At 61.4% G+C, this 16796-nt stretch carries 15 protein-coding genes and 1 tRNA gene; 5 read left to right on the top strand and 11 right to left on the bottom strand.

Annotated elements, in window-relative coordinates; all coding sequences use genetic code 11:
- Positions 1-158 precede the first annotated feature (158 nt).
- Both WJU23_RS09605 and WJU23_RS09600 read right to left on the bottom strand, forming a co-directional pair.
- Positions 159-243 (bottom strand) — tRNA-Leu (locus tag WJU23_RS09605).
- 19 nt (positions 244-262) lie between these two features.
- Positions 263-1222 (bottom strand): CPBP family glutamic-type intramembrane protease, encoded by a 960-nt coding sequence (locus tag WJU23_RS09600; RefSeq protein ID WP_346332341.1) that lies wholly within the window; start codon positions 1220-1222, stop codon positions 263-265.
- Positions 1223-1255: 33 nt separating this feature from the next.
- On the opposite strand from WJU23_RS09600, the gene WJU23_RS09595 reads away from it, so the two are divergent.
- Positions 1256-1561: a hypothetical protein gene (locus WJU23_RS09595; protein ID WP_346332340.1), complete on the top strand. Its 306-nt coding sequence runs from the start codon at positions 1256-1258 to the stop codon at positions 1559-1561.
- A gap of 135 nt (positions 1562-1696) precedes the next feature.
- Here WJU23_RS09595 and WJU23_RS09590 read toward each other — a convergent pair whose 3' ends face one another.
- The 3 genes from WJU23_RS09590 to WJU23_RS09580 are packed head-to-tail and all read right to left on the bottom strand — an operon-like array spanning position 1697 to position 3971.
- Complete coding sequence (locus WJU23_RS09590; protein WP_346332339.1) at positions 1697-2410, bottom strand: hypothetical protein; 714 nt, start codon at positions 2408-2410, stop codon at positions 1697-1699.
- A 23-nt stretch (positions 2411-2433) separates the two neighbouring features.
- Complete coding sequence (locus WJU23_RS09585; protein WP_346332338.1) at positions 2434-2952, bottom strand: dihydrofolate reductase; 519 nt, start codon at positions 2950-2952, stop codon at positions 2434-2436.
- Between the two features lie 47 nt (positions 2953-2999).
- Complete coding sequence (locus WJU23_RS09580; protein ID WP_346332337.1) at positions 3000-3971, bottom strand: MBL fold metallo-hydrolase; 972 nt, start codon at positions 3969-3971, stop codon at positions 3000-3002.
- A gap of 182 nt (positions 3972-4153) precedes the next feature.
- Here WJU23_RS09580 and WJU23_RS09575 point away from each other — a divergent pair, with 182 nt between their 5' ends.
- On the top strand, positions 4154-5344 hold the full coding sequence (locus tag WJU23_RS09575) for a trypsin-like peptidase domain-containing protein (RefSeq protein WP_346332336.1): 1191 nt from the start codon (positions 4154-4156) through the stop codon (positions 5342-5344).
- A 50-nt stretch (positions 5345-5394) separates the two neighbouring features.
- Here the strand turns inward: WJU23_RS09575 and WJU23_RS09570 are convergent, their stop codons facing one another.
- From WJU23_RS09570 to galE, 3 genes are all read right to left on the bottom strand, one after another.
- On the bottom strand, positions 5395-6705 hold the full coding sequence (locus WJU23_RS09570) for a Gfo/Idh/MocA family oxidoreductase (RefSeq protein WP_346332335.1): 1311 nt from the start codon (positions 6703-6705) through the stop codon (positions 5395-5397).
- An 83-nt stretch (positions 6706-6788) separates the two neighbouring features.
- Positions 6789-7529, bottom strand: coding sequence for an MIP/aquaporin family protein (locus tag WJU23_RS09565; protein ID WP_346332334.1), 741 nt, complete (start codon positions 7527-7529; stop codon positions 6789-6791).
- Between the two features lie 91 nt (positions 7530-7620).
- Positions 7621-8628, bottom strand: coding sequence for a UDP-glucose 4-epimerase GalE (gene galE, locus WJU23_RS09560; RefSeq protein WP_346332333.1), 1008 nt, complete (start codon positions 8626-8628; stop codon positions 7621-7623).
- A gap of 100 nt (positions 8629-8728) precedes the next feature.
- On the opposite strand from galE, the gene WJU23_RS09555 reads away from it, so the two are divergent.
- Positions 8729-9886: a Gfo/Idh/MocA family oxidoreductase gene (locus WJU23_RS09555; RefSeq protein ID WP_346332332.1), complete on the top strand. Its 1158-nt coding sequence runs from the start codon at positions 8729-8731 to the stop codon at positions 9884-9886.
- Between the two features lie 118 nt (positions 9887-10004).
- Here WJU23_RS09555 and WJU23_RS09550 read toward each other — a convergent pair whose 3' ends face one another.
- Together WJU23_RS09550 and WJU23_RS09545 are read right to left on the bottom strand one after the other, a co-directional pair.
- Positions 10005-10283: a DUF2442 domain-containing protein gene (locus WJU23_RS09550; protein WP_346332331.1), complete on the bottom strand. Its 279-nt coding sequence runs from the start codon at positions 10281-10283 to the stop codon at positions 10005-10007.
- Between the two features lie 87 nt (positions 10284-10370).
- Entirely contained in the window at positions 10371-10871 is a 501-nt protein-coding gene (locus WJU23_RS09545) for a DUF3592 domain-containing protein (RefSeq protein ID WP_346332330.1), read from the bottom strand.
- 65 nt (positions 10872-10936) lie between these two features.
- On the opposite strand from WJU23_RS09545, the gene recJ reads away from it, so the two are divergent.
- Together recJ and WJU23_RS09535 are read left to right on the top strand one after the other, a co-directional pair.
- Positions 10937-12664, top strand: a complete 1728-nt coding sequence (gene recJ / locus WJU23_RS09540; RefSeq protein WP_346332329.1) for a single-stranded-DNA-specific exonuclease RecJ — start codon at positions 10937-10939, stop codon at positions 12662-12664.
- 157 nt (positions 12665-12821) lie between these two features.
- Complete coding sequence (locus WJU23_RS09535; RefSeq protein WP_346332328.1) at positions 12822-15782, top strand: ABC transporter substrate-binding protein; 2961 nt, start codon at positions 12822-12824, stop codon at positions 15780-15782.
- Between the two features lie 74 nt (positions 15783-15856).
- Here the strand turns inward: WJU23_RS09535 and WJU23_RS09530 are convergent, their stop codons facing one another.
- The gene (locus WJU23_RS09530) at positions 15857-16786 is read right to left on the bottom strand and encodes an aldolase/citrate lyase family protein (protein WP_346332327.1); all 930 of its coding nucleotides are present in this window, start codon (positions 16784-16786) and stop codon (positions 15857-15859) included.
- Between the last annotated feature and the right edge of the window lie 10 nt (positions 16787-16796).

The raw sequence follows: 16796 nt of genomic DNA, 5'->3' as shown, positions 1-16796 counted from the left end.
TCAGATCCAGGGAATGACAAGCTTCCGATAACTCTTTTTTGACTGGCCATGCGAGGTGCAGATCTGAAAGCGCTTTTGGTTAGGTGGCTGATATTTTTACAAGCCGTCGAATGCTTCCTGCTGCCAGACGATTCAACCCTCTTCACCTTATTTCACAGTGGTGCCGGAGACAGGACTCGAACCTGCACTAGTTACCCAACCAGATCCTAAGTCTGGCGCGTCTACCAATTCCGCCACTCCGGCGAGGAGGTGCTGACCGGCGTTACATTCCCTCTGGCGGGGCGGGCTGCAAATGATTTGTGGGCATGAGCTTCAGGGCGAGCCAGCCGGTGAAGAGGACGACGATGAGGGGCATGAGGCCGATTTTGAGGTTGTTGCCGATCCAGGGGAGCCAGCCGGGGAGGTGACCGGTGAGTGAGCTGAAGTATTTGAGCCCGAAAACCCAGCCGCCGTGCAGGCCGATGCCGGCCCAGAGGGCACCGGTTTTTAAGCGGGCCTGGGCGAGAACCCAGCCGACGGCAAAGAGGGTGGCGAACTCGGCCAGGAGGAACTGCACGTCGCCAAAGCCGGCGGCGATCTGGCGGAGGACGAGGAAGCCGCTGGTCCAGGTGACGTCAGCATCGGCGAGCTGCCAGCCGTCCGGCGGCTTGAGGAAGTGGACGAGGGCGAAGACGAAGGTGCCGGAGATGAGGGCGCTGCGGACGCTCATGGTGCGCAGCAGCAGGCCCATGAGCAGGCCGCGGAAGAAAAATTCCTCAACGATGCCCGCGCCTAGGGCGGCGGTGATGGGCTCGCCGAGTTTCAGCCAGTTGGGGTTCGGACGGAGGCGGTAGGCACCCATTTGCAGGAAAAGAAAGCCGAGGGCGAGCAGGAGACCGGCGGCGAGGAAGAAACCCACGGCCCATTGTTTAAGCCCCTGAGAGACGGGCTTCCACACCGGCAGGAGGCTGCGGTCCAGCCGCACCCAGCGCAGGAAGGGCCAGATGAAAAGGATGGCGCAGACGAGCACGGCGCGGTTGAAGTAGCGGGTGAAATGGGCGCGGTTGATCTCCGAAAGCAGCCAGGCTCCAGGGCCACCGGTGCTGCCGGCCAGCCAGCCTTTGGCCCACTGGCCGAGGTCAAAAAGCACCGGTGCCAGCAGCGCGCCGCCGAGCATGACGGCGGCGAGGTAGAGCAAAAGCTTGGGCAGGGCGGAGGTATGGCTGGTGTTGGCAGCTTGCATGGCGGCGATACTAGCGCATCCTGAGCACTCTCAATGACCAAAAACCAAATCCACGAATGGCATGAACGCCTAGAAGACGGGCGGAAACAATACATCCGTGCCCACTGGAATTCACGCGAATGGCTGTTCCGCCTGGCGCACCCTGATGGCGAAGAATGGATGCCCATGCAGCCGACGGCGGACACTTTGCTGAAACTGCACAATCTTTTGTTCCGCAAATATCAGCGCAAGAAACTGCCGCTGAAGCACATCAAAACGGTGGAGGCGATGATGGATAAGATGGGCATCCCCATCCCGGTGGAAGGCGGACCGGAGACGCCGGAGGAGGAAGAGTATTGAGCGGGGAAGCTGGGGAGGCGGATGGAAAGAACGTGTGATGCCGGGTGGCGAAGGGGGCGTATAATGTACGTTCAAGCACAAAGGTGACACTAATTCGCAAGCACATGGGTTACAGTTTTGGAGGGATTGCGCTCATCAGGGGGATTTTTCCACGATGACGCCACCGCCGTGGGGGGCACCGAAGCGGATGCCGACGTGGGCACTGGGAAAGTAGGACTGCCACGCGGCCTGGACATCCTGCCGGCGGCTGAGGAATCCGAGGAGTGCTAAAAACAGGCCACCACCCCCCAGGCCAATGGCAAAAGTCTGTGCGAGGCGCAGGTGATGGCGGGATAGGGTGAGGGCGGATTGGTGGCGCTGTTTTTCCAGGGTTTGGAGGTTTTGCAGCATCTGGCCCAGCATCCGTGAGAGACGGATCTCCAGGGGCTGGTTTTTTTCCGCCATGGTGGCCATGCTGCGCTGGATGAGGGTAGTGATCTCCGCAGAGGGATATCGCTCCCAGATGCCGGGAGAAAGGGACAGGCCATGGGTGTCGCTGGAGCGGTCGTAGGCGACGAGGATGGCGTCGCGGCCACCGGGGCTCCAGTGCTGGCGCAGGGTGCGGGCCTGCAGCCGGATGCTCTGGCCGGACTTGAGAAAGGTGCCTGCGGTGAACCAGATGTCGGCATCCAGAGCAGTGCGGCAGGTGGCGATGTCCTGGGCCAGCCGGGCGCGCACTTCAGGGGACAGGGCGCGGGTATCGTCGCGAAGACCGTCTGCAGGGGCGGGGGGCAGGTCCTGGGCGGCGGCTTTGAGGGCAAAAGCCAGGACAAAGGAAAATATCCAGACCTGATGAAGCGGCCGTTTCATGCGAGGGGCAGGAGGGCGGTCATCTAGGCGGCGTCCAGGTAATGGTGGATGCGCTGATAGGTGGCGATGGCAAAACCGTGCTCATGAAAATCATCCCGCGGGTGGGCAATGCGGGAGACGGGCTCCCAGTCCTGCTGGCTGAAGGCGGGGAAGGGCACACCGCCGCCCAGGAGATGGTCCACATGGGTGATGATGAGGCGGTCCGCCAGGGGCATGGCGGCATTATATGCCGCCTCTCCGCCGCAGACGACGAGCTCCGGCTGATGGGCCTCCGTGGCGAGCTGGACGGCCTGCTCCACATTGGAGACGCGCTGGCCGATGAAGGGGATAAATTTGTCATTGCGGCTGAGCACCAGGGGATGATGATCGGAAAACCAGCCGAGCATTTCCTCATAGGTCTTGTGGCCTAACAACAACCATTTCCCATGCGTGTATTCGCGAAAGTGGTCGCGGTCCTTGGGCAGGCTCCAGGGCACGCCGTCACCTGTTGAAATAAAGCCATCCGCCGAAATGACTGCGATGAGTGACAGGCAAGGTTTCATGGTGACATGATGCACGAGAAGTGCGCCGGGATCAAGACTGGCCAAACTCAATACATCGCCGATTCGCCTTCGTGCATGATGCGGACTTTGTCCTGGATCTGGCGGGTGAGGGCGGCTTTGGCGAGGCGTTCTTCGGGCTCGTGGAGGGGCTCGCCGCCGAGGGGGAAGGTGTTGTGGTGCATGGGGATCATGTGGCGGGCGCCGAGCATGTCGAAGGCTTCCAGGGCTTCCTCAGGGTTCATGTGCACAGGACGGCCGCTGGGGGCCAGGTAGGCGCCGATGGGCATGAGGGCGAGGTCAATGTCGGCGCGTTTGCCGATCTCCTCAAAACCGTCGAACATGCTGCTGTCGCCGCAATGAAAAAGGCTGCGGGTGGGGGAGGTGATCAAATAGCCGCCGAAACCGCGATGGGTGTCGTGGATCATGCGGGCACCCCAGTGGCGGGCGGGGGTGAGCATGATATGGAGGTCGCGGAACTTGGCGCGTTGCCAGGTGTTCAGCTCGATGATCTGGCCAAACCCGGCTTTTTTGACAATGCTGCCCACGCCGGTGGGGACGATGATGGGCTGGCCGCGTGCCACCCGGCGCAGGCTGGGCATGTGCAGGTGGTCATAGTGGGCATGGGTGACGAGGACGAGGTCAATGGGCGGCAAGTCGCTGGCCCAGATGCTGGGGTGGTGAATCCGCTTAATGGGGCCGTGCCACATGGCCCAGTTGGGGTCGATGAGCAGATTCACACCCGCAATTTGGGCAAAAAACCCTGCGTGGCCGAGCCAGGTGACGCCGATTTCTTTGTCACCGACGAGGGGAACGCCATCGATGATGCGGCGGGGAGTGCGTGCGGACAGCAGGGTGGGGATGAGGATCTCCCCCAGGAACTGCAGGTTGCGCTTGCGCCAGCCTTCGGTCGGCATAAGGCCCACACGGGTGGCTTTTTGGGCGGCCTGGGCCAATGCTGCTTGCTTGGAGCTGCCCAAAAGGGGCGGCCCACCGTTGTCCGGGGCAGGATCGTAAATCATGAGAGCGGCGCGTGGGGGGAAACTATGGGACGCAACGGGTTCTGACAACCCGGAAGGTGAAAGCGTTGGGTCATCATTATCAAAACTGAGATCGGGCGGGAAGGGCAGGCTGGATGCCAAAGAAGAAGCTGGCGGCAGCGGGTTGCGATTGGCGCGCAATTACGCAAGGTATGGACATCTCCATGGAAACTATCCGCCGCATTGTCTTCGCCATCACGGTTTTCCTCGTCGCCTCACTGGTCTTTTCCATGTGGCGGCGCGGACAGGAGGGATATGGAGTGCTGAATTTTCTGCGTGGAGAGCCGCCGAAGGAAGCAGGGATCGTTTCCACTTCAGCGCCCAAACTGGACCTGGAGGATGTGAAGATCCTGAGCGCGATGAATGATGAGTTTTCCCGGCTCTCGGCGGCGGTGCTGCCGAGTGTGGTCAGTGTAACCACGAAGACGGTGCGCCGGGGGCAGACAGCCTGGCATCCGCTGTATGGCATCGTCAGCGGACGCGCCCAGATCATTCCCGGGCTGGGGTCCGGGGCCATCATTTCCAAAGAGGGGCATGTGGTGACGAATTATCACGTCATCGCGGATGTGAGCGAGGTCATTGTGACCACCAATGACAACAAGCAGTACCCTGCACGCGTCTTGGGAGCCCACCGGGAGCGGGACATTGCGCTGATCAAAATCGAAGGCGGTGGCAAGGACTTCGAGGCTCTTTCTTTTGCCAATTCAGATGAGGCTCGGGTGGGGCAGCTCGTTTTCGCCGTAGGAAATCCCTTCGGCCTTAGCGGCACGGTCACCCAGGGCATCATCAGCGCCCGCGACCGGCACTTGAGCGACAGCCAGTTCAACTATTTGCAGACGGATACCGTCATCAATCCTGGGAATTCCGGCGGGCCGCTGGTCAACATCCTCGGGGAGATTGTGGGTATCAATGTGGCCATTTATCGCGGGGATGAAAACGTGCGTGCCTGGCAGGGCGTGGGCCTGGCGGTGCCGGCCAATGACGTGAAAAAAGTGGTGGAAGCCATCGGCAACCAGGCGCGCGGCGGCCAGGCTACCATCAAGCGCAAGGGTTACCTCGGTCTGGAGCTGAATGCGGAGCCGGTGATCATGAGCAGCGGCCTGGGCGGGGTGGGGACACCGGTGGTCGGGGCCTACATCACGGATCTGGATCCGCAATCCCCCGCAGCCGCCTCCGGGCTGGCCATTGGAGATGTGGTCACTGCCATCAATGGTCGCAAATTCAAGACGCCTGCTGAGCTGCTGGACATCATTCTTTCCCTGCCGCCCGGCACGAAGATCCTGCTCACCATCGTCCGCGACGGACAGCTCGCCGAAGTCGCCGCCGTCATCGGCGAGCGGCCCGATGCGCAGTGACCCCGGAGTACGGACCGCTCTCGCCTGTCTCAGACTGACTTGCCCAATGGTTATACCGGATACACCCAAGGTGCCCGATACGGCCGGCTCAGAAGCTGGCTGGCCTCCGGGTCACCGATGATCTCCTCTTTCTCCGCATCCCAGCGGATGCTGCGGCCCAGCTTCCAGCTCAGCATGCCGAGCATGGGCAGGCAGCTGGAGCGGTGTCCGATCTCGATGTCGGCGACCGGTTTGCTGCCGGTTTCGATGGCCTGGATCAGGTCGGCCCACAGGAGGGCGATGTTGTGACCGTCCGGCTCCTGAAGCTGGTGCTCGCCATGGGCGGGTGGCTCCTTGGGGTTCACTGGGTAGAAGGTCCAGCCATCGCGCCAGCCGATGTGCAGCACGCCTTTTTCACCGTAGAAATAAGCGCCGATCTTGTGCTTCTCGTTGTTGTTTTCCGCGAACTTACGGTGCTCCCACACAGCGGTGAAATTTTCAAATTCAAAGGTAGCCACCTGGTGGTCGGGCACATCGGTGGTCTGTTCCTGGTCATTGAGCACAGGCGGGCCGAAGATGGGCCGGCCGCCGGTGCAGAAGACGGTCTTTGGTCCCTTCTCACCGCTCCACCACAGCACCTGGTCCAGCCAGTGGATGCCCCAGTCTCCCATGGTGCCATTGGCGTAATCAAGGAAACTGCGCCAGCCGCCGGGATGCATCTTGGAATTGAAGGGGCGCATGGGCGCAGGGCCGCACCACATGTCCCAGTCCATGCCGTCGGGAACCTTGCTGTTAGGCTTGGGCGTTTCCGGGCCGCCTTTGCTGGCGGCAAAAAGGCGAACCATGCCGACCTTGCCAATCTTGCCGGATTTCAGGAACTCCATGGCCTCCACATGATGCGGGCCGATGCGGCGATGAAGGCCCACTTGCACCACCACGCCGGAATCTTTGGCCGCCTTCACCATGGCCTTGCTTTCATTGATGGTGTGGCCGGTGGGTTTTTCCACCAGCACATGGGCACCTGCCTGGCAGCAGGCGATGGTTTGCAATGCGTGCCAGTGGTCCGGCGTGGCGATGATGACGATCTCTGGCTTCGCTTCCGCCAGCAGCTCGCGGTAGTCTTTGTAGCCCTTGGGCACATCGCCACTTTCCGTCTTCACATCCTCGATGCTGTTCTCCAGCACATTGGCATCCACATCGCAGAGTGCCACCACCTGGGTCCGCCCGGAGGCCATGGCCTCCCGCAAGAGATTCATCCCCCACCAGCCGCTGCCGATGAGGGCGACGCGGAATTTTTTAGCCTGCTGGCCCAGCAGGGGGAGGGCAGAAAGGGAAAGGGACGCGGCTGTGGCCGAGGTGAGAAAAGTACGACGGGATGTCATGGCGGAGAAAGCATGAACGAAGTCCGCCATGAGGGTCAATCATGGATGGGAAAAAAGTGGGGCTGCGAAATCCTACCATCAGCTCACATCACTGCCGCATTCCACAGCATTTTGTAAAGAAAGGCACCCACCAGTCCGCCGATGATGGGGCCGACCACGGGAACCCAGGCGTATCCCCAGTCGGAGCCGCCTTTGCCGGGGATAGGCAGGAGGGCGTGGGCGATGCGGGGGCCGAGATCGCGGGCTGGATTGATGGCGTAGCCGGTGGGTCCGCCGAGGGACAGGCCGATGGACCAGACAATGAGGCCGACGAGGGCAGGGGAGAAGGCTTTGTCGAAGCCGGTATCAGGGACCAGGTTTTCCGGCGTGATGATGGTCAGGATGCCGAGAACCAGCATGGCGGTGCCGATGGCCTCGCAGATGAGGTTGGAGACGGGATGGCGGATGGCGGGGATGGTGGCAAAGGTGCCCAGCTTGGCACCCTTGTCGGCGGTTTCCTTCCAGTGCGGCAGGTAGCTCAGCCAGACGAGCACGGCTCCTAAAAAGGCACCGATCATCTGGGCGGCGATATAACCAGGGACCAGCGCCCAATCGAACTTGCCCAGGCTGGCCATGGCCACGGTGACGGCGGGGTTCAAATGAGCTCCGCTGATGGCGCTGGTACAATACACCGCGATGGTGACGGCAAAGGCCCAGCCGGCGGTGATGACGATCCAGCCGCCATTGTTGCCTTTGGTTTTACCGAGCACGACGTTGGCGACGACCCCGTCACCGAGGAGCACAAGGATGAGGGTGCCGATAACCTCGGCGAGGAAGGGAGTCATGGCGGTGGTTGGGTTGGAATTTCCGCCGCTGTTCTATCGGGATGCGATGCAGACGACAAGACTGAGTTGCGGTCCGTGGCAAAAAATCTTGTTAGTCCTCGTAGCGTCCCTTACGCGGCCCGGTCATCCATTTCCAGGCGCTTTCGATGTGGGCCCTCGGATCCTTGTGCTGCGCTTCCCAGCCGAGCACGGCTTTGGCTTTGGCGGGCTGGCAGATGAGCTCCGGCGGGTCGCCAGCACGGCGCGGGCCATAGCTCACGGGGATGGTCTTGCCCGTGACGGCTTCGGCGGTCTGGATGATTTCGTTGACGCTGAAACCGCGACCGGTGCCGAGATTGACGGGCGTGGTTTCACCGCCTTTGCGCAGATAATCCAGCGCCAGGGCATGCGCGCTGGCCAGGTCGTTGACATGAATGTAGTCGCGGATGCAGGTGCCGTCCGGGGTGGGGTAGTCGGTGCCGAAGACGGTGATGTTTTCAATCTCGCCGGTGGCGGCCATGAGGATGCGCGGGATGAGATGGGTCTCTGGATCATGATCCTCGCCGATCTCCCCGTCCGCATCACAGCCGCTGGCATTGAAGTAGCGCAGGAAGACGCACTTCAGCCCCCAGGCATGATCGCAGTCCTTCAGCACCCGCTCCAGCATCCACTTGCTGGCTCCATAAGGGTTCACCGGGGCCTGGGGATGGTCTTCGTCCATTGGCACATAGACCGGATTGCCATACGTGGCGCAGGTGGAGGAGAAAATGAACCGCTTGCAGCCATGGCGCTGCATCGTTTCTAGCAGCACGAGCGGGGCGGCCAGGTTGTTGCGGTAGTACTTCAGCGGGTCCGTCACCGATTCCCCCACATAGGCAAAGGCGGCGAAGTGCAGCACTGCCTCCGGTTGATGCTCGGTAAACAGCTCCTCCAGCAGGCTGGTATCGCTCATGTCCCCGTGCACAAAGGTTACCTTGTCCATGGGCAGGGCATCGCGATGACCGAAGACGAGATTGTCCAAAACGACGATTTTTTCCCCCAGGGCAAGCAGATGCTTTACCGTGTGTGAGCCGATGTATCCTGCGCCGCCAGTGACTAAAAGGGTGCCGTTTACTGCCATGGGGAGCCTTTAGTCATCCCTGGGTGATTCCGCAATACCAAATCCGGTGACTTTATCGAGGTTGACCTCTGCTTTGTGCCTCGCTAGCCTGAACGCCTCTATGGAAACCGTCAGACTCGGCATCGTTGGACTTGGCAACATGGGCAAGGCCCATCTCGCAAACATTCGCGCGGGCAAAGTGCCCGGCATGCGCGTGACCGCCATGTGTGAAAGCGTGGGCACCCTTCCGGCTCAGCTGGAGGGCGAGCAGCCTTTCACAGATGTCAGCGCGATGATCAAATCCGGCCACATTGACGCGATCCTGATCTGCACCCCGCACTTCAGCCACACGACCATCGGCATTGAGGCGCTGCAAAACGGCCTTCACGTCCTCGTGGAAAAGCCGATCTCCGTTCATAAGGCCGACTGCGAGCGTCTGATCGCCGCCCACACGGACAAGAGCAAAATTTTTGCCGCCATGTTCAACATGCGCACGAATGCCTGCTTCAAGAAGGTCAAGGACCTCATTGACAGTGGCGAGCTGGGCGAGATCCGCCGCGTGCATTGGGAGGTGACGAACTGGTTCCGCACCAATTACTACTATGCCACCGGCGGCTGGCGCGGCACCTGGAAGGGCGAAGGCGGCGGCGTGCTGATGAACCAGTGCCCGCACAACCTGGACCTTTTCCAGTGGATGTTCGGCGTGCCAAAAACCGTGCGCGGTTTTTGCCAGTTCGGCAGGTTCCATGAGATTGAGGTCGAGGACAACGTGACCGCCGTTTTGCAGTATGAAAACGGCACCACCGCCACTTTCATCACCTCCACCGGCGAAGCTCCTGGCATCAACCGGCTGGAAATCTCCGCCGAGATGGGCCGCCTGACCGTGACCGACGGCAGCAAGATCCACTTCCAGCGCAATCGGGTGCCGATGAGCAAATTCTGCATGGAGGCCGAAGCCGCCTTTGCAATGCCGGAAAGCTGGCACATGGAGATCCCGGTGGCCGACAGCGGCGGCCAGCATGTGGAGATCCTGCAAAACTTCGCCAACGCCATCCTGAAAGGGGAAAAACTGCTCAGCCCCGCCGAGCAGGGCATCCACAGCGTGGAGCTGGCCAATGCCATCCTCCTCAGCACCTGGCAGGACAAGGCCATCGAGCTGCCCATGAGCGCTGCCGACTATGAGCGCATCCTCATTGAAAAGGGTGAAAAGAGCACCTTCGAGAAGACTAAGGTGGTGGCCAAAGCCAGCGCCGACGACTTCGCGAAAAGCTTCCGTTAACGCAGCGCGGACGCCCCCGTCCGCTTTCAGGAAGGTTTCAAAATCCTTCACTTCAAATCTCAGAGCGGTGCCCGCAACGGCACCGCTCTTTTTTATCTGTCAGGCTTTTGGCGGCTCGTCAGTCCATGCCGTGTTCGGCCCAATGGCGGATGCTGAACGGGTCAATGTCATAACCGTTCGGCCAGGTTAACACACCGCGTTGAATGCTGACATCGGCAAAGAAGGCGGGGGATTTGAGTGGTTCAATCATGGAACCGTGTTGGCGGGAAATCCATTCTCCCATGTGCAATTCGGCAATGAGAGCATCCTGAAATTTCACGGCAAGCCGGTGGTCGCCTGTGACGCGGACCTGGCTTACGAAGCAGTTCTTGAGGCTGGGGAGGGCAAGCGTGCTCATAAATGAAATTTAAGGGACTGGAGCGATTTTGGAAGACTGAAGGCCCGTGCGCGAATTAAACGTTGGCTAAAGCTCACCTGAGCATCTTTATACCCCAGTCCGCCTCCGCATCGCATTCCACGCCATCCCCAGACCCCCAAGCACAAACAGCAGGGGAAACCAGATGGAATACAAGGCCGCGCGGCTGTCATGCTTCAGTACGGCCTGGGCTGGCTGGGCGGGGTTCACGTAGCAGGTGGTTTCCTGGCCGATGGGGAATTCCTCAAGCTTCTTGCGGGCCACTTCTTCGTGCTGGCTGGCAGAGTCCACCCGTTTGATCTGGGTGCCGGTCAGCGCCTGGTTTTCAAAGGTGTAAGCATACCGCACGCTGGCCTTGTGAGCCGGGTTGGAGTGCGGGGTGGGCCGCTCGCTGAGGACTTGGGCAGAAATAATCCGGCACGGTGTCGCCGTCCAGCGGCGGGTCTCCTCCGCACGTTGCCAGGAGGTCCACAGCACCCAGGTAAACAGCATGCCGGCCAGGGCTAAAAACAGGCCCATGCCGGCCAGCCAGAGGCGGCCAGGGAGTGAAGAAACAGACGCAGATGACATGAATGGGGGAGGGATGCTTTGACTAGCTTACGCGCGTGCTGCATACAAGGAGGTTGCACATCTAAATGGCTCTTGCGTCTGAAATCCCCCTTCCGAACACCCTGCCCCCGCGCTGGCTGCTAAAGCCAGTGCCCGAGGGCGCGGCGGAACTGGCTGCGGACACAGGCCTCCCTTTGCTGCTGACCAAACTGCTGACCCAGCGCGGGTTTGAGACGGCGGAGCAGGTGCAGGATTTCCTGGTGCCCAAACTGGCCTCCCTGGGGGATCCCACCGTGCTGCCGGAGATGGGCATCGCCGTGGCGCGCATCCTCAAAGCGGTGGATGAAAAACAGCGCGTGGCCCTCTATGGAGACTACGATGTGGACGGTGTCACCTCCATGGCGCTCATGCATCTGACGCTGAAGGCGTACGGGCTGGAGACGCATTTGTTTCTGCCCTCCCGCATGGAGGAAGGCTATGGCCTCAGCATGGACGGCTTTGCCCGGCTGTTTGAGGAATTTGGCAAGCCGGACCTGCTGCTGGCGCTGGACTGCGGCACCACCTCCATCAAGGAGCTGACCTGGCTGCAGGAGCAGGGCGTGGACTGTGTCATCGTGGACCACCATGAGCTTTCCCCTTTTGGCCGCCCGCCGTGTGTGGCGCTGGTGAATCCCAAGCTGGGCACCGAGTATCATTATTTCTGCACCGCTGGTCTTGTGTTCAAGGTGGCCCATGCCCTGCTGAAAACACGCCGCGTGGAGTTTGACCTCAAAGAAGCCCTGGACCTGGTGGCGCTCGGCACGGTGGCTGACCTGGTGCCGCTGGTGGATGAAAACCGCCTGTTGGTGCGCCGTGGTCTCGAGGCCCTGGCGCAGACCCAGCGCACCGGCCTGCGGGCGCTGAAGGAGATCGCCGGGGTGGACGGTTTCATCCAGACCCATCACGTCGGTTTCCGCCTCGGGCCGCGGCTCAATGCCGCCGGCCGGCTGGATACGGCCTCCACCGCCCTGCAGCTTTTGCTAGCTGAGGATCCGCTCGTCGCTGCTGATTACGCCACCCTCCTGGAAAACCACAACCGCGACCGCCAGGCGGTGGAGCTGGAGGTGTTCAACGAAGCTGAGCAGCAGCTTCTGGCCATGGGAGACTTGGAGCACATTCCGGCCATCGTTCTTGGCTCGCGCAAGTGGCACCCTGGAGTTGTCGGCATCGTCGCCTCCCGGCTTTCCCGGCTGGTGCACCGTCCCACCATCCTTTTTTCCTTTGATGAAAACGGCATGGGCAAAGGCAGCGGGCGCAGCATTCCCGGATTCTCCCTGGTGGAGGCCATCGAATTCTGCCGCGAGCACATCACCCGGGGGGGCGGTCATGCCATGGCAGCGGGCGTCTCTGTGCATGAGGATAAGCTGGAGGTCTTCCGCGAGCGCTTTTCAGAAGCCGCCCGCCGGGCGCTCAGCGAGGAAGCCCTGACCCCGGTCCTGGAGCTGGATGTGGAGGTGCGCCTGCGGGATCTGTCCCTGGATTTCCTCCGCAATTTCCGTCTCATGGAGCCCTTCGGCCAGCGCAATCATGAACCTGTCTTCCTCTGCCGCCGGGTCACCCCGCGTCTGCCGGGCCGGCTGATGAAGGAAAAGCATCTCCGCGTCATGCTCAGCCAGGACGGGGCTTCCATGGAAGCACGCTGGTTCAATGCCCCTTTAAAAAACCTGCCGAAACCGCCGTGGGATGTTGCCATGCGTGTGCAGCGTAATTTCTGGCGCGGTGAAGAACAATGGCAGCTTACGCTGGACGCAGTGCGTACTGCTGAGGCGGACTGACACGACTTACCCACAAGATCGCTCCATGGATTCACCGACTTCATTGCCCTGTTACCAGGTCAATTCATCGTTGTCCCAAAGGAAGCGCCTGGCTGCGCCCAGATGGCAGAAGCTGCCCCGCCAGCTGCTCCTCTTATTGTTCTTGGGTGTTCCCTCCTTGGGTGTTGCCGCAGATTCCCCGGAAGGACGGCTGAAGAAAGTGCGCATCCAGCTCAAATGGCATCACCAGTTCCAGTTTGCAGGATATTATGCCGCCCAGGCCCAGGGTTATTATCGTGCAGCCGGCCTGGATGTGGAGCTGAAGGAGGGTTCCCCCAGCCGCAGATCCCTGGAGGTGGTGCAGTCTGGAGACGCAGACTTTGGCGTCACGGATTGTGATGTCCTGCTGGCCCGTATGCAGGGGAAGCCTGTGGTGGTCTGCGCCGCCGTCTTTCAGCACTCACCGTACATCATGCTCAGCCTGGCCAGAAATGGCATCACCAAGCCGTCAGACCTCGTCGGCAAGCGTGTCATGGTCGCCACGGATCAGGGGGAGGCCGAGGTGCGGGCCATGATCATCCGCGAAGGGCTGCCGGCTGACCGCATCCAGTTTCTTCCGCATACCTGGAACAACCAGGACCTCCTGGCCGGGCGGGTGGATGCCATCTCCGCTTACAGCACTGTGGAGCCTACTCAACTCCGCCTCCTAGGGGAGGAGCCGGCCTTGATCCGGTTCAGCGATTACGGAGTGGATTTTTACGGTGACACGCTCTTCACCACCGAGTCCTTCATCAACAAGGACCGCGCGGTGGTGCGCGCCTTTGTGGAGGCCTCCCTCAAAGGCTGGAATTACGCCATGCATCACCCGGAGGAGATGATTGAGCGCATCCTCCTCATGCCGGGCGTGAAGGAGCGCGGCATCCGCCGGGAGAACCTGGAGGTGGAGGCCCGTGAAATGGTGGAGCTCATCCAGGCCGACTTGGTGGAGGTCGGTCATATGAATGCGGGCCGCTGGGAGCGCATCGCCCGGACTTTTGTCGAGACAGGCGTCGTCCCGGTCACGTCCAACCTCAAAGGCTTCATCTTCGAGCCGGATACCAAGCCCAATTTGAATCCTCTTCTCTGGAGCCTGGCCATCCTGGGCATCCTGGGGGGGCTGGGCGTTCTCTGGACGATGCAGCTTCGCCGCCAGGTGGAACTCCGCACCCGCGAGGTGAAGGAAGGGCAGCAGAAGCTTTCCGCCATCCTGGACAATACCTTTCAGCTCCAGGGCCTGCTGGATCCGGAAGGGCGGCTGATGGAAGTCAACAGCACTGCCCGCGCTTTTGCCGGGGTGGAGCTGCCCGAAGTCGAAGGAAAATGGTTTTGGGAAACGGTTTGGTGGACGCATTCTCCGGCCGAGCAGGACAAGCTGCGCCAGGCCATCCAGCAGATCCGCCACGGCCAGGAGAGCGTGCGCTTTGAGACTGTCCTGCCGGACCGGACCGGCACGCCCCATGTCATGGACTTTTCTGTCCGTGCCGTGCGGGATGAAGACGGGCAGATCCGCTACTTGATGGTGGAGGGCTATGACATCACAGACCGCAAGCTTGCCGAAAACGCCCGTCGTGTCTCCGAGGCCAACCTCCTGGCGCTGCTGGAAAACAGCTCCGGTGCCATCTGGTCCCTGGACCGTGACCTGCGGTACCTGACCTTTAACTCACGCTACCAGGACCATATCCTGTCCCTGGGCGGTCACAAGGCGCAGATCGGGCAGCGGGTGGATGAGGTGGAATCCGCCGCTCATTTCGCCATCTGGCATCCCCACTACGAGCGCGCTCTGAAAGGGGAGCGGTTCAAGGCCTCCTTTGACCAGGAAGTGCGCGGCAAGGCACGGGTCTTCCAGGCTTCTTTCAACCCCATCCGGAATGCCGGGGAGGTCACTGGGGTGTCCATTTTCAGCGATGATGTGACGGAGCAGAAGCACCTGGAAAACCAGTTGCGCCAGTCGCAAAAGATGGACGCCATCGGCCAGCTCGCCGGGGGGGTGGCGCATGATTTCAACAACCTGCTCACCGTCATCCAGGCCAATGCCTCGCTGGCCCGGATCATGAAGCTCTCCCCGGAGATGACCACCCGCGCCTTCAGTGAAATCCTGGATGCCGCCAGCCGCGCGGGAGCCCTCACCCGCCAGCTTCTGACCTTCAGCCGCCAGCAGCCAGTTAACAAAACCACGCTGAACCTCAACCAGGTGGTCGCTGAAATGAACCGCATGCTGCAGCGCCTCATCGGGGAGCACATCCAGGTCCATCTTCGGCTGACCCCGGCTCCTGCGCTCATCCATGCGGACGCCAGCATGATGGAGCAGATCATCCTGAACCTGACCGTCAATGCCAGGGATGCCATGCCCCAAGGCGGCATGCTGACCCTCACCACCCGTCTGCTGCCATTGAAGCAGCTCCCGCCACAGGCCCCGGCCGAATCTGTCCCTGGGGAATATGTGTGCCTGGAGGTCCGGGATACGGGCACGGGCATCGCGGCAGAGCATCTCAATCGTATTTTTGAGCCCTTTTTTACCACCAAGGCTGTCGGTCAGGGCACGGGAATCGGTCTGGCCACGGTTTTCGGCATTGCCCAGCAGCATGGAGGCTGGGTCACGGTGGATAGCCAGCCTGGTGCCGGCGCCACTTTTTCCGTTTATCTGCCAGTGCAAACCCATCCCGTGGCAGCCCCCGTCGAGGAGGAGGCATCCGTTGCCCTCATGGGGGCCTCAGGCAGTGCGACCATCCTCATTGTCGAGGATGAGACGACAGTCCGTACCATCGTCAAACACGTGCTTGCCTCCCACGGCTACAAAGTTCATGAAGCCGCCAGCGGCAAGGACGCGCTGGAAGTGTGGGATCAGATCTCGGAAGAGGTGGACCTGGTGCTCACGGACATGGTCATGCCCGGTGGCGTGACCGGCCATCAGTTGGGAAAAGAGCTCCTTGCCCGCAAGCCCAGTCTCAAGATCATCTATTCCAGCGGTTATTCAGCGGAGACCTACCGCCGGGACTCCGTCCTGCCGGACGATGCCGTTCTGCTGCGCAAGCCCTATACGGCGGCACAACTCCTGAAGGAAGTCCAGAAGATGCTTCCGGAAGAGCCTGCCGGGGAATAAGCCTGGCTGAACCTTCACACGCCGCGTGGAAACGCAGCGTCCTGGATCAGAGTCCATGCTGCCACAGTGCGGCATTACTTGCTGCGATAGGCGCGCCCGGTTTTCACGGCCTCCTGCACGCTGCCAGAGGGCCCTCCATCGCTGCCGACGGCGAGGAAGCGGAAGCCCTGGGACAGGCGGCGCTCCACGTCTTTAGCCCCGCAGAGGGTGCCCAGGGGAACGCCGGTTTCTTTAGCAATGGCGGCCACTTTTTCAATGGCTTCTTCCACCGCCGGATCCCCCAGCGGGACGCCGAGGGAGAAGGCGAGGTCGGAGGGGCCGATGAAGAGGCCGCCGATGCCGGGGGTGGTGGCGATGGCGCGGATGTTCTCGATGGCGGCGGCGCTCTCAATCATGACCCAGAGTACAAGGCCGCCCTGCGGGTCCAGCGGCCAGAGGTCGGCCCGGCGGGCGTATTCATCGCCGCTGAGGCCCCAGTATCTCGCGGCCCAGCCGTAGCCGATGCCGCGCTGGCCTTCGGGGCTGAAATCGGGTGCCCCTTTGAGCTGGGGGAAACGGCTGGCCTGGACCATGGCGCGGGCATCTTCCGCCGTATCCACATGCGGCACCACCAGGCCCATAGGACCGAGGTCCAGCACCTGCTTGATGATGAACTGGAGCTGCTCACGCCCGGCGGCGGGCACGCGGACAAAGGGTACGGTGCGCGGTTGCAGGCCGTTTTTCAGCAGCTCGCGCTTGTTCACCATGCCCAGCAGGTAGCCCTCCAGCCGGGTGACGTCATAGGGGGAATGCTCCAGGTCAATGATGACAAAATCCAAACCGCTGTCTGCCATGCTGGCACCGGTGCGCACGGAGACATTGGAGGAAAAGACGCCAAAGGCGGGCTTGCCGGTCTCCATGAGCTCGGCAAAGCGGTTGAGGTGGGTTTTGGCTGGAGGCTCCTGGGCCAGGGCGGGCAGGGTGAAGGTACAGAGGGAAAGCAAGGCGGGGATGAAAGGGCGCATGGGGTGATCA

The organism is Prosthecobacter sp. SYSU 5D2, from assembly GCF_039655865.1.
In the GTDB taxonomy this organism is placed as follows: domain Bacteria; phylum Verrucomicrobiota; class Verrucomicrobiia; order Verrucomicrobiales; family Verrucomicrobiaceae; genus Prosthecobacter.
Note: the sequence above shows the minus strand (reverse complement) of the source record. Positions and strands in the feature narration are given on the sequence as shown.

Coding starts and splice junctions, on each gene's coding strand:
- WJU23_RS09590 (WP_346332339.1), bottom strand. CDS start 2,410: ATGAAACGGCCGCTTCATCAGGTCTGGATATTTTCCTTTGTCCTGGCT.
- WJU23_RS09600 (WP_346332341.1), bottom strand. CDS start 1,222: ATGCAAGCTGCCAACACCAGCCATACCTCCGCCCTGCCCAAGCTTTTG.
- WJU23_RS09565 (WP_346332334.1), bottom strand. CDS start 7,529: ATGACTCCCTTCCTCGCCGAGGTTATCGGCACCCTCATCCTTGTGCTC.
- WJU23_RS09580 (WP_346332337.1), bottom strand. CDS start 3,971: ATGATTTACGATCCTGCCCCGGACAACGGTGGGCCGCCCCTTTTGGGC.
- WJU23_RS09555 (WP_346332332.1), top strand. CDS start 8,729: ATGGAAACCGTCAGACTCGGCATCGTTGGACTTGGCAACATGGGCAAG.
- galE (WP_346332333.1), bottom strand. CDS start 8,628: ATGGCAGTAAACGGCACCCTTTTAGTCACTGGCGGCGCAGGATACATC.
- WJU23_RS09575 (WP_346332336.1), top strand. CDS start 4,154: ATGGAAACTATCCGCCGCATTGTCTTCGCCATCACGGTTTTCCTCGTC.
- WJU23_RS09570 (WP_346332335.1), bottom strand. CDS start 6,705: ATGACATCCCGTCGTACTTTTCTCACCTCGGCCACAGCCGCGTCCCTT.
- WJU23_RS09595 (WP_346332340.1), top strand. CDS start 1,256: ATGACCAAAAACCAAATCCACGAATGGCATGAACGCCTAGAAGACGGG.
- WJU23_RS09550 (WP_346332331.1), bottom strand. CDS start 10,283: ATGAGCACGCTTGCCCTCCCCAGCCTCAAGAACTGCTTCGTAAGCCAG.
- WJU23_RS09530 (WP_346332327.1), bottom strand. CDS start 16,786: ATGCGCCCTTTCATCCCCGCCTTGCTTTCCCTCTGTACCTTCACCCTG.
- WJU23_RS09545 (WP_346332330.1), bottom strand. CDS start 10,871: ATGTCATCTGCGTCTGTTTCTTCACTCCCTGGCCGCCTCTGGCTGGCC.
- recJ (WP_346332329.1), top strand. CDS start 10,937: ATGGCTCTTGCGTCTGAAATCCCCCTTCCGAACACCCTGCCCCCGCGC.
- WJU23_RS09585 (WP_346332338.1), bottom strand. CDS start 2,952: ATGAAACCTTGCCTGTCACTCATCGCAGTCATTTCGGCGGATGGCTTT.